General features: G+C 62.8%; 12 protein-coding genes. 5 read left to right on the top strand and 7 right to left on the bottom strand.

Features of this window, described 5'->3' with window-relative positions:
• Positions 1-154: 154 nt before the first annotated feature.
• The 3 genes from prpB (at position 155) to ACQY7R_RS17325 (ending at position 3,842) form a co-directional block, all read left to right on the top strand.
• Complete coding sequence (gene prpB / locus ACQY7R_RS17315; RefSeq protein WP_428306821.1) at positions 155-1,027, top strand: methylisocitrate lyase; 873 nt, start codon at positions 155-157, stop codon at positions 1,025-1,027.
• A gap of 3 nt (positions 1,028-1,030) precedes the next feature.
• On the top strand, positions 1,031-2,152 hold the full coding sequence (prpC, locus tag ACQY7R_RS17320) for a bifunctional 2-methylcitrate synthase/citrate synthase (RefSeq protein WP_428306822.1): 1,122 nt from the start codon (positions 1,031-1,033) through the stop codon (positions 2,150-2,152).
• Between the two features lie 241 nt (positions 2,153-2,393).
• Positions 2,394-3,842 carry a bifunctional 2-methylcitrate dehydratase/aconitate hydratase gene (locus tag ACQY7R_RS17325; RefSeq protein WP_428306823.1) on the top strand — a complete coding sequence of 483 codons (1,449 nt, stop codon included), beginning with the start codon at positions 2,394-2,396 and terminating at the stop codon, positions 3,840-3,842.
• 16 nt (positions 3,843-3,858) lie between these two features.
• On the opposite strand, the gene ACQY7R_RS17330 is transcribed toward ACQY7R_RS17325, so the two are convergent.
• The 4 genes from ACQY7R_RS17330 to ACQY7R_RS17345 form a co-directional block, all read right to left on the bottom strand.
• The gene (locus tag ACQY7R_RS17330) at positions 3,859-5,349 is read right to left on the bottom strand and encodes a magnesium chelatase (protein ID WP_428306824.1); all 1,491 of its coding nucleotides are present in this window, start codon (positions 5,347-5,349) and stop codon (positions 3,859-3,861) included.
• 207 nt (positions 5,350-5,556) lie between these two features.
• Positions 5,557-6,699 (bottom strand): glycosyltransferase, encoded by a 1,143-nt coding sequence (locus ACQY7R_RS17335; protein ID WP_428306825.1) that lies wholly within the window; start codon positions 6,697-6,699, stop codon positions 5,557-5,559.
• Positions 6,700-6,842: 143 nt separating this feature from the next.
• Positions 6,843-7,622: a glycosyltransferase family 2 protein gene (locus ACQY7R_RS17340; protein WP_428306826.1), complete on the bottom strand. Its 780-nt coding sequence runs from the start codon at positions 7,620-7,622 to the stop codon at positions 6,843-6,845.
• 257 nt (positions 7,623-7,879) lie between these two features.
• Positions 7,880-8,098, bottom strand: a complete 219-nt coding sequence (locus ACQY7R_RS17345; RefSeq protein WP_428306827.1) for a hypothetical protein — start codon at positions 8,096-8,098, stop codon at positions 7,880-7,882.
• 300 nt (positions 8,099-8,398) lie between these two features.
• Here ACQY7R_RS17345 and ACQY7R_RS17350 point away from each other — a divergent pair, with 300 nt between their 5' ends.
• Positions 8,399-9,274 carry a helix-turn-helix transcriptional regulator gene (locus ACQY7R_RS17350; RefSeq protein ID WP_428306828.1) on the top strand — a complete coding sequence of 292 codons (876 nt, stop codon included), beginning with the start codon at positions 8,399-8,401 and terminating at the stop codon, positions 9,272-9,274.
• 27 nt (positions 9,275-9,301) lie between these two features.
• Here the strand turns inward: ACQY7R_RS17350 and lysA are convergent, their stop codons facing one another.
• The 3 genes from lysA to infA form a co-directional block, all read right to left on the bottom strand.
• A complete protein-coding gene (gene lysA / locus ACQY7R_RS17355) occupies positions 9,302-10,579 on the bottom strand; it encodes a diaminopimelate decarboxylase (protein ID WP_428306829.1) in 1,278 nt (425 codons plus the stop codon).
• 127 nt (positions 10,580-10,706) lie between these two features.
• The gene (locus ACQY7R_RS17360; protein ID WP_428306830.1) at positions 10,707-12,407 is read right to left on the bottom strand and encodes a hypothetical protein; all 1,701 of its coding nucleotides are present in this window, start codon (positions 12,405-12,407) and stop codon (positions 10,707-10,709) included.
• A gap of 296 nt (positions 12,408-12,703) precedes the next feature.
• Positions 12,704-12,928, bottom strand: coding sequence for a translation initiation factor IF-1 (gene infA / locus ACQY7R_RS17365; RefSeq protein WP_428306831.1), 225 nt, complete (start codon positions 12,926-12,928; stop codon positions 12,704-12,706).
• 516 nt (positions 12,929-13,444) lie between these two features.
• On the opposite strand from infA, the gene ACQY7R_RS17370 reads away from it, so the two are divergent.
• Positions 13,445-15,586, top strand: a complete 2,142-nt coding sequence (locus ACQY7R_RS17370; protein ID WP_428306832.1) for an efflux RND transporter periplasmic adaptor subunit — start codon at positions 13,445-13,447, stop codon at positions 15,584-15,586.
• Positions 15,587-15,650 lie beyond the last annotated feature (64 nt).

Consider the following 15,650-nt stretch of genomic DNA (forward strand, 5'->3'; position numbering starts at 1 on the left):
TCGCGCGGGGAAGCGCGAACGACACCAAGAGACAGATTCTCCCCCAGCAGTCGATCCGTTAGAATCACCGCAGCGGCGTCGCCGAAGCCATTCGGCGGCGTCGCTCGCGGTGTTTTTTCGTTTCATCGTTCGATCTAGCAGCGAGGCAACCGTCGTGGCGTCACCCGGAGAACGTTTTCGCGCGGCCCTCGAAGCTGAACGCCCCCTGCAAGTGGCCGGCGTCATCAACGCCTACGCCGCCTTGCTCGCCGAACGGGCCGGCTTCCGCGCCCTCTACCTCTCCGGCGCTGGGGTCGCCAACGCCTCGTTCGGCCTCCCCGATCTCGGCGTCACGAACCTCGCCGAAGTCTGCGAAGACGCCCGTCGCATCACTAGCCGCACCGACCTGCCGCTGCTCGTCGACGCCGACACTGGCTTCGGCTCCGCTCTCGGCATTCAACGCACCGTCCGCGAGTTCGAACGCGCCGGCGTCGCCGGGCTTCACCTCGAAGATCAAATCGCCGCCAAACGTTGCGGCCATCGCCCCGGTAAGGGACTCGTCGACGCTGCCGAGATGTGCGACCGCTTGAAGGCCGCCGTCGACGCCCGCCGCGACGCCGCGTTCGTCGTCATGGCCCGCACCGACGCGGTCGCGAGCGAAGGCGTTCCCGCCGCCATCGACCGCGCGAACCGCTACGTCGCCGCCGGCGCCGACATGATCTTCGCCGAAGCCCTCACGACGCTCGACGACTACCGCAAGTTCACCGCGGCCGTAAAGGTCCCGGTCCTCGCCAACATTACCGAGTTCGGCAAGACGCCGCTGCTGACGACCAAGGAACTCGCCGCGGCCGGCGTGCGGCTCGCCCTCTACCCCCTCTCGGCGTTCCGTGCGATGAACCGCGCCGCCGAGTCGGTCTACGCCGCGATCCGCCGCGACGGCACGCAGCAGAGCGTCGTCGACCAGATGCAAACTCGCGATGAGTTGTACGCGGTGCTCGACTATCACCGCTACGAACAACTCCTCGATCAGCTCTACCCGGAGAAGTGAGCGATGGCAGAGAGTCCGATCCAATCTGGCCTCCGCGGCGTCGTCGCGGGGACGACCAGCCTCTCGACCGTCGGCGCCGGCGGCGATAACCTTCGCTACCGCGGCTACGACGTCGAAGACCTCGCCCAGCACGCCGTCTTTGAAGAGACCGCATACCTGCTCCTCTACGGCGAGCTGCCAACCCGCAGCGAACTCGACAAGTTCGAACAGCGCCTCCGCGGCATGCGAGCGCTGCCGACGCCGCTGTGTGATGTGCTCGAACGGATCCCTAGCGACGCCCATCCGATGGACGTTCTCCGCACCGGTTGCTCGACGCTCGGCACGCTCTATCCCGAGCAAAGTTTCGCCGAGCAAGACGCCGCGGCCGAGCGACTGCTCGCCTCGCTCCCGTCGATGCTTGGCTACTGGTATCGCTTCACACGGTTCGGCGAGCGCATCGACACGGCCACGCCCGACGCCACGATCGCCGGCCAAGTGCTGCGACTACTCACTGGCCGCGAACCGAGCGACGAACACCGCCGGTTTATTGAGGCGTCGCTCACGCTCTACGCGGAGCATGAATTCAACGCCTCAACGTTCACGGCCCGCGTCATCGCCGGCACGCTGTCGGACCTCTACTCGTGCGTCACCGGCGCGATCGGCGCCCTCCGCGGCCCGCTCCACGGCGGCGCCAACGAGGCGGCGATGGCCCTCATCGAGCAGTTCCGCGAACCAGCCGAGGCGGTTGCCGCCGTCCGCGCGATGCTCGCCCGCAAAGAAAAGGTGATGGGCTTCGGCCACGCCGTTTACAAGCACCGCGACCCGCGCAACGACGTTTTCAAGCACTGGTCGCATCAGCTCGCCGTCGATGCCGCGGACGGCTACTTGTATCCCGTGTCGGAAGCGATCGAACAACTGATGCGCGACGAGAAACGGCTCTTCCCCAACGCCGACTTCTACTGCGCGAGCGCGTACCACTTCGTCGGCATCGAGACGCCGCTGTTCACCCCGCTGTTCGCCGTCGCCCGCGTCAGCGGCTGGTGCGCTCACATCAAAGAACAACGCGCCGACAACAAACTCATCCGCCCCGCCGCGGAATACGTCGGCATCGACCACCGCAAGTTCGTGCCGATCGAGAAGCGATGATTTAGAGGGAATGCATTTTTACCACGAAACACACGAAGCACGCCAAATGAGAGACTCCGCCGCCTTCCCTCTGCGTCTCCGCGCCTCTGCGTGAGACATTTCTTATTTAGGATCTCTCGCAGAGGCGCGGAGACGCAGAGAAAGCGTTAGCAAGGTTTTAGTGTGCTTCGTGTGTTTCGTGGTAAATCTCCCCGTATTTTTTTGGCGTCCTTGGCGGTTAAATTTTATTGGAACGTAACAGATGTCAGCTCACGACTACAAATCCGCCAAGCGCCCCGCTCCCGATCAGCTCTTCGTCGATATTGCCGACTACGCGCTGAGCGCCCGGATCGACAGCGACCTCGCGTACGACACGGCCCGCTACTGTATGCTCGACTCGCTCGCCTGCTTGTTTCAGGCGCTCGATTACCCCGCCTGCACGAAGCTGCTAGGCCCCGTCGTGCCTGGCGCCACGCTCCCCGGCGGTGCGCGGGTACCCGGCTGCAGTTGGGAACTTGAGCCAGTGATGGCGGCGTTCAACATCGGCGCGCTCGTCCGCTGGCTCGACTTCAACGACACGTGGCTCGCCGCCGAGTGGGGCCATCCTTCCGATAACCTCGGCGCCATTCTCGCCGCCGCCGACTACGCCAGCCGCCGCCACCGCGCGGCCGGCCGCGCGCCGCTCACGATGCGCGACGTGCTGACCGCGATGATCAAGGCCCACGAGATCCAAGGCGTGCTCGCGCTGGAGAACAGTTTTAATCGCGTGGGGCTCGATCACGTCCTACTCGTCCGCATCGCCTCGACCGCCGTCGCGACGCAACTGTTGGGCGGCGATCGCGAGCAGACGCTCAATGCCGTCTCCAACGCCTGGATCGACGGCGGCGCCCTCCGCACCTACCGCCACGCCCCCAACACCGGCTCGCGCAAGAGCTGGGCCGCCGGCGACGCCACGAGCCGCGCGGTGCGGCTCGCGCTGATCGCCCTCACCGACGAGATGGGCTATCCCGCCGCGATGAGCACGCCGACGTGGGGCTTTCAAGACGTGCTGTTCAAAGGCAAGCCGGTGACGCTCGCCCGCCCGCTTGCGAGCTACGTGATGGAGAATGTCCTGTTCAAGATTTCGTTCCCCGCCGAGTTCCACGCCCAAACCGCCGTCGAAGCGGCCATGCGTCTCCACCCCGCGGTGCGCGATCGGCTCGACCAGATCGAATCGATTACCATCGAAACGCAGGAGCCGGGCGTGCGGATCATCGATAAGACCGGCCCGCTCGCCAACCCCGCCGACCGCGACCACTGCATCCAGTACATGGCCGCCGTGCCGCTGATCTTCGGCCGCCTCGTCGCGTCAGACTACGACGATGCCGTCGCCGGCGATCTCCGCATCGACGCGCTACGAGCCAAGATGCGGGTCGTCGAGAACCCGACGTTCACCCGCGACTACTACGACGCCGACAAACGCTACATCGGCAACGCAATCCAAGTGACGTTCACCGATGGCACGCACACCGAGCGCGTCGAAGTGAGCGTCCCCATCGGCCACCGCGAGCGCCGCGCGGAGGGCATTCCGCTCTTGCTGAAGAAGTTCGAGCAGAGCATTGCCCCCAAAATCGGCGCGGAACGATTCGCGAAGCTCAACGCCCTCTGCAGCGATGCGAACCTCCTACAGGCCACCGCCGTCGACGACTTCCTGCCGTTAGTGACGGCGTGAGTCACTTGAGCAGCGTTCAAATCTCGTAAGTAATCCGCCCATGCCGCTGGCTGCGGCTGATGCGGTCAGTAGCGTACAGACCTGCGAGGACGAACTCGATGCACGCCGCCCGCACGGCGGGGTCTTGGCTGGCGTTCACTTCGAACGCCTTGTCCCAGATCGGCGGCACGCGCTTTACCAAATCGGCATAGTGCGACGACGGGAGCATGTCGCCGACCTCGATCTTCACCCCTTCGCTGAAGATCTGCCCAATCTCGGCGAGGCCATGCTTGTCGACGTACTCGCTAAAGACCGTGGCGATCGCCTCGGCCATCACCGCGTCGAGCACCTGCCGCTCGCTCATCTGATGCGTCCCCATCAGGTCGAGCTCTAGCTTGCCGAGCGACGAGGCGTAGAGGTGCCCGAGATCGCTGATCCGCGGCACAGCGGGCGATTCGCCGAGCACCGCGGCGCGATGGCGGGCGGAGGCGAGCATCGTGCGGTAGTTGGAGAGCGACAGACGAGCACTCACGCCCGACTCGTGGTCGACGTACTTCGAAGTCCGCGCGGCGCGGCTGATTTCCTCGATCAGTTCCTTCATGAAGTAGGGGACGACGACGTCGGGGGCGCCGGGGTCGGGGACGGCCCGGCTCGCTTCTTCGTCGTGCGAGTCGTCGACGACGGGTTTCGGCTGATCGACCTCTTGCTCGAGGATCCGCACGCCTAGATCGCGTTCCAGCGGATAGTGCGTATGAATGATCGACCCGATGCGGTCTTTCAGCTGCGGGATCACCTTCCCTGAGCGATTGTACGTCGCCGGGTTCGCGCTGAAGAGAATCATCACGTCGATGTCGAACTTCACGGGATAGCCGCGGATCTGCACGTCGCGCTCTTCGAGGATGTTGAACAGGCCGACTTGCACAAGTTCGTCCAGTTCCGGCAACTCGTTCATCGCGAAGATCCCGCGATGCATCCGCGGGATCAGGCCGAAGTGGAGCGCGTCCTCGGCGCTCATGCTCACGCCTTGCGCGAGCTTCGCCGGATCGATCTCGCCAATGATGTCGGCGAACTTCGTGCCGGGCGAAAGCCGCTCAGCGTAGCGATCTTCGCGGCGCCACCACGCAATCGGCACATCGTCCGGCGGCGAGGTATCGACCAACACACGTCCCCGCTTGGTGATCGGACGATACGGGTCGTCGTGCAGCGGAATCGCCGGGTCGTCGATGTACGGAATCGCATCGTCGAGAAAGCTGCTCACGAGCCGCATCAACCGACTCTTCGCTTGCCCCTTCTCGCCGAGGAAGAGCAGGTCGTGTTGAGCAAGTAGCGCGATGTTCAACTCCGGCAGTACGGTATCGTCGAAGCCGATGATCCCCGGGTAAAGTTCCTCGCCAGATTTCAACTTTCGCAAGAAGTTGTCGTGAATCTCTTGTTTTACCGTATTGCTCACCCAACCCGACGAGCGCAGCTGCGCTAGATTGCGGGGACGACGTTCCGAATCGAACAACAACGAAGCGGGGATAATCATAGAGCTACTATTACGAACCAGCCGGGCCGCCGCGCGATCCGGTCGAAGTGGGTATGTCGCACGCGGGCAAGCAAAGTCGAGAGCGCGTCGCCGGCGTTGCCCAAGATTATAGCGCTCGGCAGCCCGTAGGTAGATAGGCCCCCTGCCCTGCCAGCGCAACGGCGCCGCAAGATGGCTTCGGAGGAGCGGGCCGACAGCGGCCGGCGACTAAGCCGCCAGCCGAGAAGGAGCGGCCAAAGGCTCGATTCCGCGCAACAAATCGTGCAGCCCTTGAATCACCGCGGCCGGCCCTTGCTGAAGCTCAGCCCGCAGCACTGCGTGTCCGGCACGTTGGACAGCTTCGGGAAGCACCGCCTCCGGCGTCGCCACAAGCACCCGGCAGGCTCCGCGATCGCTGGTGAAGTTTGCCGGGCCGTCGTTCCATAGCAAGATTTCGACTTCGACGCCGGTCGTGCTCTCGCGCAGCGAGTGAGCCAATTGCCGAGACAGTTCAGCGTGAGACGGCCCACCCGTAACGCGCGTCGAGACATGCTGCAAGCTACGGCTGCGAATGCCTTCGAGACAACGCGCGAGCACCGCGGGCCGTTGGAAGTAAGCGACGTTCGGGCCGGCGCTCCACTGCTGCGGCGTTGTCGAGTGGACGCGATGCCACAGGTGATAGCCGTGCGTGTATCCAAGGGCAGTCGCCACGCGGACGCCGCTGCGACGGAGCCGCCGCGCGAGGTCGTCGTCTTCGCAGCCCCAGCCGCGGAAGCGCTCATCGAAACCGTTGACGCGTTCCAAGTCTTCCCGCCACACGCCCATGTTCCAACCGGTGAGCTTTACGCGATTGTCGCGATGGAGCATCTGATAGGCGAGGAGCTTTGCGTGCAAGCGACGCAGCTTCAGTCGCTGTTTGAACGAGACTCGCTTAGCGAAGGCGCCGCTCCGAATCGCCGATTCGTCGATCCGCTCGCTTGCAGCCTGATCGAGCTTAATGCAATCGCCGGCGCGAGCGATCCCCGGCCGCCGGGCGTCGAGGTGCCGACGCAAATGATTTGCTGGAAAGATGCAGTCGCCGTCGGTGAACAGAATGTACGGCGCCGTCGCGATGCGGATGCCGGCGTTGCGGCAACGGGCCAACTGAAAACCTTCGTGCGGATGCGTGGCGAACTTCACCGGGAACGCGGCATTGCGCGTGAACCGCGCCACCATCTCGGCTGTTTCGTCCTGCGAGCCGTCGTCGACGACGATCACTTCATACTTTCCGTCGACGCCCTGCTGCGCGGCCAGCGACTGCAAGCAGCGCTTCAGGTGGCCGGGGCGCTGGTAAGTCGAAACGACGACGGAGATTTCGAGCGGCGAGGACACTGGTTGATCGACTCCACGCAAAGGCGACGGCGGCACGAATTTCAACGTGCCGGATAGTAGCCAAAGGAGTCGCTCAACGGCGAGGCCGATTTGAACGCTAGCATTCGCGTTACGCGACTGCAGAAGAAGTCGGAGAATCTGCGTTACGCAGCCTGCTCGACCAGCGGGAACTCGCGTTCGTTCCCGTCGAGATCGGTAATCCGCCGCAGGCCATGCCGGCTAGCCACCAGCGGGGCGTAGTCGCGGGCGCGGAACGCCGCGTACACCAGCGGGCTCTCCTGCCAATGCTCGGCCGAAACGTCGGGCCGATGGAGCACCCGGCAGCCATGCTGCTTCAAACGCAGGAACAGCTCATGTTGATCGTCGAACTTCAGCGGGGCGAACCAACCGCCGATCTCGCGAAATAAGGCGGTTCGCGCCAGAAAGAACTGCGGCGTCAGGTCGCATTCGAACGCCTCGCCACGGCTGCCGGCATGGCCCGGGATCAGCTGCAGCGTGTCGCCTTCGCGGCGCATCACGCCGTGGTAAACCTGGCGGCGGCGACTTACCCACATCGGCCAACGCTGCTCACAGTCGATCAAATCGCCGGCGACTAGGTCGGCCTGATGCCGTTCGAGCGTTTCGAGCAGCAGCTCAATCCGCGTCTCGGCGGTAAACGCCATGTCGTCGTCGAGCGTGAGGAAGTACGGCGTTTCGACAAGTTCCAGCAGCGCGTTCCGGCCCGCAGCGACGCCGATATCGACCGGCAAGCGGACGTACTCGACGTCGGTGCGGGGATAAGGCGTGACGCTATCATCGCCGACGATCACCCGCAGCCGCGGATAGCGCCGACGAATCGTCCGGACCAGCCGATCGAGCGAACGGGGCCGTTCAAACGTTTTCACAATGGCAGTCACCTGCGCAGCGACGCCCAAGAAACGCATGCTAGCTAACTCCCCATAGCTCGCCCGTGACGAGAAACGCCTTCCCACAAGACGCTTCTTCATTTGTCATCGGCCCGTCCGGGGAGAAAGGTGATTCAATCCGTTGGGTTTGCACGGAGGTAAGCGGCAGACGCATCTCTAGCCCCGGGCTCCGCCCGGGGGCCGGCTTGGAATAGAGGCGACGTACCATCGGGATGGTGCGCAACCCCCGGGCGGAGCCCGGGGCTAGTGAACACGATGCGGATTCGAGTGAGGCATTACGGTCGCATGGCGTCGTCGGCAGAGCCCGCGCGGGCCAGCGGCGGGACGATGTCGGCCGGCTCGTGGTGGTCGATCAGCATCGACGGGCAGACTTCCTGCTTGCCGCACTGTTCGCAGACGAAGTGGATCAGGTCCGATCCCCCCAGCTTGATCTCATGTTCGCGGCACAGGTCGTAGAGCTGTTGAAGGTGGATGCAGGCCATTGCGGAGTTCACGGGGTGAGGTGGGTTGAGCAGCCCGTTAGTTTACCGCGCGGCGGCGAATCGTCCGAACTCGTTGCGGGGCAAGCATCTCGCGACGGAGCATCGGCGCGCGACTTGCGTTTTCCGCACAAAGAAACTAGCCAATTCGGAAATAAACGCCAAATTGCCTATGAATTGTGGCCGTTCCGGATAACACTCACGGTCGTCGCCGGCTGGATTATTCGGAACCTGGCTACCGGGATCCGGCTCTACGCCAGCCCGCAGGCGACGCCTCTCTTCTCTCTTCTTATTCTCGTGCCCGGAGTTCCGATCGTGGAACGGCGTAGTCGGCCTGCGTATCACCAGTTACCCGAGCGGGGGATTCTCGTCTTCGAGAGCCACCACTCCTCCTCGTTTTCGATGCCGCCGGAGCGGCGAACCTTCCACAAGCTCTGCTGGGTGCCGGTGGGCCACGGGTCGCTGGAGTACGGCCAGTCGCGGGTGACGCTCGCCCGGGACGAATTGATTTTCGTTCCTGCCGAGGCAACGCACCGCTTCGTCGACGACCACTCGGCGCCGATGACGCTCGTGATGGCGTACTTTTCCGACGAGGTGGTACAGCAATCGTCGCCGCTAACCGCCCTGCTCGCTGAGCTGAAGAAAAAATTCCGCGATCCATTCCCGCAAGTAAAACTCAACATTTATCGCCGCAGTGGCGTCCGCGACTCGTTCAAGCGAATGCTGGCCGAGCAACTGCGGCACGACGCGGAATCGACCGCGATGCTCCACGCGGGTCTGCTTGAGCTACTAGTCCATTTCCTCCGCGGCGATCCGACTGGCAAGTCGGCCGTACCGTCGCGCGAGCAAGCCTTCGAAGGTTCGCTCGAGTACATCGACGATCTATTCCACACGCCGATCCGCGTGAAAGACCTCGCCGACATGTGCGGCATTAGCAGCCGGCGCTACTCCGACATCTTTAAGCAACGAACCGGCAAAACGGTCGTGCAATACCTCAACCAGAAGCGCGTGAATTACGCCCAGGAGCGCCTGCGCGAGACGGGGCAAATTATGTACGCCGCCGTGGCCGCCGGCTTCAGCGACGCCACGCATTTCTATCGCGTCTTCAAACGCTCGACGGGCGTCACGCCGGGGCAGTACGTCGAATCAAGTGTCGAAGCAAAAGCAAAGGAAACTGCCGCCGCGACTTGATTGCGCCAACGTCAACGGCGTCGCCGCTTACTTGGGGATATGCTCGCCGCGAATGATGTCGGCGAAAGTCTGCCGTTCGCGCACGAGATGGACCTTCCCCTTCTCAACCATCACTTCAGCAGCCAGCGGCTTGCTGTTGTAGTTGCTGCCCATCACCGCCCCGTAGGCGCCGGCGACGCCGATGACGACGTAATCGCCGATCGCGGCGACCGGCAAATCGCGGCTGCGGACGTAACCGCCATCTTCCTGGGTGAAAATATCGCCCGATTCGCAGAGCGGACCGCCGACGATGACAGGCTGCGTCGCCCCTTCGCTCTTGCCGCTGGCATACGCGACGGCCATCGGGTGATAGGCGCCGTACAGAATCGGCCGAGCGAGATTATTGAAGCCAGCGTCGACGACGTAGAACAGGTTGTCGCCCATCTTTTTCACGGCGCGGATCTCGGCAATCAGGCTGCCGGCCTCAGCGGAGAGGTAGCGGCCCGGCTCGATCTCCAGGCTCACCGGATGGCCGAAGGCCGCCGCCAACCGCTCGCGGACGCCATTCCACAATTCGTAGTAGGCCGCAATATCGACCTTCTTATCGCCTTCGCGGTAAGGCGTCGGCAAACCGCCGCCGGCGCTGATCGAGTGGATCGACGAGCCAACCGACAGCGCCGCGGCTTCCATGGCGCCGCAGACTTGGCTGAGGTGTTCCATGTCGGTGCCCGAGCCGATGTGCATGTGCAAGCCGGCGATCGACAGCTTGCTCCGCTTCGCCCGCTCAACGCAATCGGCGAGTTGGCTGTGCCAGATGCCATGCTTCGATTGCTGGCCGCCCGTGTTCGTCTTCTGGCTGTGGCCGTGACCGAAGCCGGGGTTGATCCGCAGCGTAATGCCGCGGCCTGGGCAGACGGCGCCGTACTGGTCGATCATGTCGGGCGAGCCACAGTTCACCGGGATCTCGTGCTTCGCGACCAGTTCCAGCGTTTCGCGATCGAAGATGTCGGCGGTGTACACGATCTGCGGCGGCTCGGCGAAGCCGGGCTTGAAGCCGGCGGCGAGGGCCCGTTGAATCTCACCGGCGCTCACCGCGTCGACCACGCCGCCGCTACGACGCACCACGTCGAGGATCGCCAAATTCGAGCACGCCTTCTGGGCGTAACGCACGACATCGAATACCGCGAGGTCAGCGACGCGCTCGGCGACGATCTCAGCGTCGTAAACGAACAGCGGCGTACCAAACTTCTTGGCAAGTTCCACGACCGGCTGGCCGGCGACTTCGGTAACGGTGAGCGGAAACTTGGAAGCAGCGGCGGCGGGCATGGCGGGAAACTCGTCGATGGTGCGAGCAGGCGCTCGCGATTGTAGTTTGAAAACGAAAAAAGGCGGCGGTCGCCAGTGCGACCGCCGCCCTAAAAATCTAATCGAAATCAGCCTCGTTCAACAGGCCTTAGAACCCGCGGGGGGCCCCGGCGCCTTGCATCCGGGCCTGGTTGGCGGCCGTGCCGATCGCCTTCAGGACGCCGTCTTCCAGCAGCAGCCGGGTGCGGACGCCGTTCTTCACCGGCTCGCCCGACAGGCGAACGTGATCGGCGTCGCTGCCAGCCTTGCTCACGGCGGCCTGCAGGTTTTCAATCATCGGCTTCTTGTCCGCGTCGGCAACCGACTTGGCGAACTCAAGAGCTTGCGTCAGGCCAACCGTCAGTTCGAAAGGCGCGATCTCTTTCTTCGGCGACTTGGCCGAAGCTTCGATCGCTTTCTTCACGGCGGCGACGGGGTCAGCGCCGAGTGCAAAGTAGACCGCGTTCTTGCCGACGCCGACGATCATGTGGCCATTCTCGGTCAGCAATTTCTTCGCCTTCTCGTTGTCGGCTTCGATCTTGTAGGTGACGTTGTGGAACTTCACATCAGCAGCCGTCTCGGCGTCGAGCTCCAGCTTCGGCATATCAACCGTCTTCACCTCGGCGTACTTCTTCAAACCATCGAGGACTTTTTGCGAATCAGCGACATAGGCGCCGGCGACGAAGCTCAGCGAGTTATCGCCTAGCTCAAGCGAAGCCCCGCCGTCAGTGACGCCCGCTTCGACGGTCGCTTGCACGGCGGCCAGGAAATCGTTGAGGGCTTCCTTGGCCTTGGCCTTCGAGGCGTCGTCCTTAATCTTGCTGGTCTTCTCGATTTCCTTGGTGACGGAGGTCCGAATCGTTTCAATCGTCTGCTTCACTTGCGACGGATCGACGCTGTTCGCTTCCGATGCGAACGATAGATTCATCGCCGCTTCGGGCTTCGAAAAGCCGGCAAACTTGGTGCTTACCTTGCTGTTGATTTCGAGTTGCTTAGCCAGCTTCGTCCCCGGCAGCGCGGTGTAAACGAAGTCCAGCAGGACGTTCGACTTCTCACCGTCGATCTTTAGGCCGACGGTCACCTCGTCCAAATCAGAAATGAACTCGCGAGTTTGCGCGATCTGAGCTTCGATCGCCTCGCGACGCTTGGCAAACTCGGCGTCCGATTCGTCGCTCTTCTTCGCCAGGCCTTGCTGGGCGCCGCGGCTCAATGCCTCGATCGCTTGCTCACGCTGAGCTTCCGGCAAGTTCTTCACTTTGACGCGGGCGGCAATGTCGTATTCCTTCACCAAGGCGGTGAATTCGGCTCCTGGATCGGCCGGAATCGACTTTAGCCACGACGGATCAAGGCTCAGCAAAGCCCAACCGTCGCTCTTCTTCAGGAAGGCGCCCATGCCTTGCGGCGTTTTGATCTGCGAGACGCCGTCGCCGATGTCGGTGGCGGTGACGCCCATCCCCTTGGTCACGTCGAGCAAGGCGTTGACGTCGCTAACCGGCAGGCACAGGGCGCCGCTCGGCGAGAGGCCATCGGTTTGAATGATCGCGCCAATCGGCTTCGTCTTGTCGAGCCCGGCCAAGCCTTTGCCTTGCGTGAACAGCTGGACGAATTGCTCGACCATGTCCGAGGCGCCCTTCTGGTCGCCCAATTCGCCGATGAAGTTGAGGTCTTTCATCAGTTCGTCGTATCCGGCGAACGTGATGATCGCGACCGGCTTCGCTTCGCCGGGCGATTGAGCTTGCGCAACCGGGGCCGCCATGGCGCCGACGACGAGGCCGCAAACGGCCATCCAACGCGTGAGGTGAGTTCGCACCTGAGATCTCCATCCAAAGTAAGGTGAAAGGCGCCGAAGCGCCGTAGCAGCAGGCGAAACGGTAGAAGATAGGCGGAGTCGACTGCACCGGCCAAGCGGTCGCCGAAAAAATGGCAAACCGGTTTTCAGAAACCGTGCAACCTCTCCATCGCATCAATGGTCGGTGCGCGGACGCCGGCAACCTCGCGGCGTCTGCACCGGTCAATACTGCGGCGCAGTCATGCGTTCAAGCTGCGCTCGTCTTGCGCGCAGTCGTGCCGCAGCGTGTGATAGCGCCCCCCAGCGCTGGCGACGGCTTAGCGTTCGCGGAACGTAATGCGGCCCTTGGTCAGGTCGTACGGCGAGAGTTCGACGCGAACCTTGTCGCCCGGGACGATGCGGATGAAGTTCTTTCGCATGCGACCGGCGACGTGAGCGGTGACTTGATGCCCCCCCTCGATTTCGACGCGGAAGCGCGTATTCGCTAGCGCCTGGGTCACGACCCCTTCAACTTCAAGGGCCTCTTCTTTTTGCTTTGCCATAAAAACGTTGGTCTCGTTGCCTAAGGAACGCCACTCGCCGCCCAACAGCAGGCGCGCAGTCAGCGAACCCTGTACATCGGCACATCCGACAATCCTAGCATTCGGGAACCCACCGTCCAACAGGCAGAAGTCACGGTTTTGCAGTGATTTACGCCGATTGCGGGCCCGTTTGCCGCTGTTCCTTCCTGGCACGCCACCCCGGAAGGGGCGCCAGCATTCGCAACGATATTCCAGCTTCTTCGGCCCGATTGGATTGATCTTGCCGAAAATGCGGAGGGCGAGTCTCTTTCCTGGCAAAAACTGAAATAGGCCGCGGCGAGGCGACTCCTGCCAAAATGCCGGCAAGGTCATCGCAAATTGCCCCCAAGTCGTTGTCTACCAACAATTTGACTGCCGGCGGGCAAGGCGTGAGAATTGAAAAATTGCCCTCGACCGCCCCTGCCAGCATGGGCGGACGGCGGCTCCTTTTTCGCCGACTTCCGACGGCTCCGCCGTTGAGCCCTTCTTTCGATATCCATGAGCACACGGACTCCCGAACACGTGAGCAGCGCGTCGCAACCCGATGATGATGCCGTCAATCGCGCGAAGCAGGAGATCCAGGCACTCGTCCAAGAGGTCGTCGCTCTTTCTAAGAGCGAAATCGAAGAGACCGACTTCTTCGCCGCCCTCCTCGAAAAATCAATCTCCGCGCTAGCAGCCATCGGCGGCGTTGTCTGGACGCTCGAAGAGGGGCAACCCTTCAAGCTGCAGTATCAGGTCAACCTCCAGCAGACCGGACTAGCTGCCAGCCAGGCGGCTCAGATCCAGCACGGCAAGCTGCTGGCAAGCATCGCCCAGCGGGGCGAGCCGCTTATCATTCCGCCCCACTCCGGCGCCGGCGAAGGCCCCGAGGATGCAGGCGCCGCCAACCCGACCGAATATCTGCTGGTCGTCGCTCCGATCAAAACCGATCGCGGCGTCGACGGCCTCGTTGAAATCTTCCAACGTGTCGGCGCCCGGCCGACCACCCAGCGCGGCTACCTTCGCTTCCTCGTGCAGATGTGCGAGATCGCCGGCGAGTACCTCAAAACTCGCCGCCTGCGCCACTTCGTCACGAAGCAGTCGCTGTGGGAGCAACTCGAAAGCTTCACCGCGTCGGTCCACACGCGGCTCGATTCGCGGCAGACCGCCTTCACAATCGCCAACGAAGGCCGCCGGCTGATCGGCTGCGATCGCGTCACCGTCGTCCTCCGCAAGGGAAGTTCGTACGTCGTCGAAGCGATCAGCGGCCAAGACACCTTCGACAAACGCTCGAACGTCGTCCGCATGTTGCGCAACCTCGCCACGGTCGTTGTCCGCAGCGGCGAGGACCTGTGGTACACGGGCGACTCGCAAAATCTCGCCCCGCAAGTCGAGAAGGCCGTTAACGAGTACGTCGACGAATCGCATACGAAGCAAATCGCCGTCTTGCCGATCCGCGAGCACGATCCGCATGCGGACGACAAAACGCGCGACCGCAAACGCGAGAACATGCTCGGCGCGATCATTATTGAACAACTCGTCGACAGCCGCGCCCCGGACGGGTTGATGCAGCGGGTCGACGTCGTTCGCCGTCACAGCGCCACCGCGCTCACGAACGCTCAAGCGCACGAAGGCTTGTTCTTGCTGCCCCTCTGGCGCTTGATTGGCCAAAGCCGCGTGCTGGTCACGGCCCGCAATCTGCCGAAGACCATTCTCGCGTCGATTGCCATCGTCGCCGCCGCCCTGGCAATGTGGCTCTTTCCGTGGGATTTCAACGTCACCGCCGACGGCAAGCTACAGCCGGAAGTCCGTGCGAACGTTTTCGCCGCGGCCGACGGGCGCATTACCGACGTGTACGTCACGGAAGGTCAGGCGGTGAAGAAGGGCGAGCTACTCGCTAAGCAGCGGAGTTCGCCTTTGGAGGACCAACGGGCGCAGCTAGAGGGTGAAATCGCCACCAACGAGCAAGACTACCGTTCAAAGCGAGCTCAAGAGGGGTCGCTCGACAAAGCACGCACGCCGGAAGCCGACCTGCTCGATATACAAAGCCAGATCATCCAGATCCAAACGCGAGCGCTGACGCTGCAGAAGCAGTTGCAGATCCTCGACGAGCAAGAAGCTCGGCTCAAGATCACCAGCCCGATCGACGGCAACGTCGTCACGCGTAAAGTTCAAGAGCTACTGCGCAATCGCCCTGTCGGCACTGGCACGAAGATCATGGAAATCGCCGACATGACGCAGGACTGGGAGCTCGAGCTCAAGGTCCCCGAAGCAAAGATGGGCCACATTCGCGCCCAGCTGCACGAGTTGCAGGCCAAAGACCCCAAGGCCCAGTTGGAAGTCACCTTCATCCTCAAAACGAACGTCGATGTCGAAGACAAACTCGCCGGTCGCGTCACCTACATCGCCCCCTCGGCCGAGGCTGAGGGCGAAAAAGGCAACCTCGTGCCGATGACCGTAGCGTTCGACCAGACGGAACTAGCCAAGCTTGGCCCCGAGGGCGTCGCCACCGAGCAGGCGATTGCTGCTCTGAAAGAACACCTCAAAGTCGGCGCCGACGTGAGAGCCAAAATCCGCTGCGGCACAAAGCCGATCGGCTACGTCTGGTTCCACGAGTTGTGGGAATTCATCCAGTCGCGAATTTTGTTCAGAATGTAAAGGCGTCCGTTGTCCGTGGTTAGTAGTCAGTTGCGAGCGGTACTCAATGTATTCCGCAACTGAC

Origin of the sequence: Lacipirellula sp. (genome assembly GCF_965279485.1) — a bacterium.
Taxonomy (GTDB): Bacteria; Planctomycetota; Planctomycetia; order Pirellulales; family Lacipirellulaceae; genus Lacipirellula.

Bases quoted from the DNA above. Each gene is read 5' to 3' on its own strand.
- prpC (WP_428306822.1), top strand. From the start codon at position 1,031: ATGGCAGAGAGTCCGATCCAATCTGGCCTCCGCGGCGTCGTCGCGGGG.
- ACQY7R_RS17325 (WP_428306823.1), top strand. From the start codon at position 2,394: ATGTCAGCTCACGACTACAAATCCGCCAAGCGCCCCGCTCCCGATCAG.
- ACQY7R_RS17330 (WP_428306824.1), bottom strand. From the start codon at position 5,349: ATGATTATCCCCGCTTCGTTGTTGTTCGATTCGGAACGTCGTCCCCGC.
- ACQY7R_RS17340 (WP_428306826.1), bottom strand. From the start codon at position 7,622: ATGCGTTTCTTGGGCGTCGCTGCGCAGGTGACTGCCATTGTGAAAACG.
- lysA (WP_428306829.1), bottom strand. From the start codon at position 10,579: ATGCCCGCCGCCGCTGCTTCCAAGTTTCCGCTCACCGTTACCGAAGTC.
- infA (WP_428306831.1), bottom strand. From the start codon at position 12,928: ATGGCAAAGCAAAAAGAAGAGGCCCTTGAAGTTGAAGGGGTCGTGACC.
- ACQY7R_RS17370 (WP_428306832.1), top strand. From the start codon at position 13,445: ATGAGCACACGGACTCCCGAACACGTGAGCAGCGCGTCGCAACCCGAT.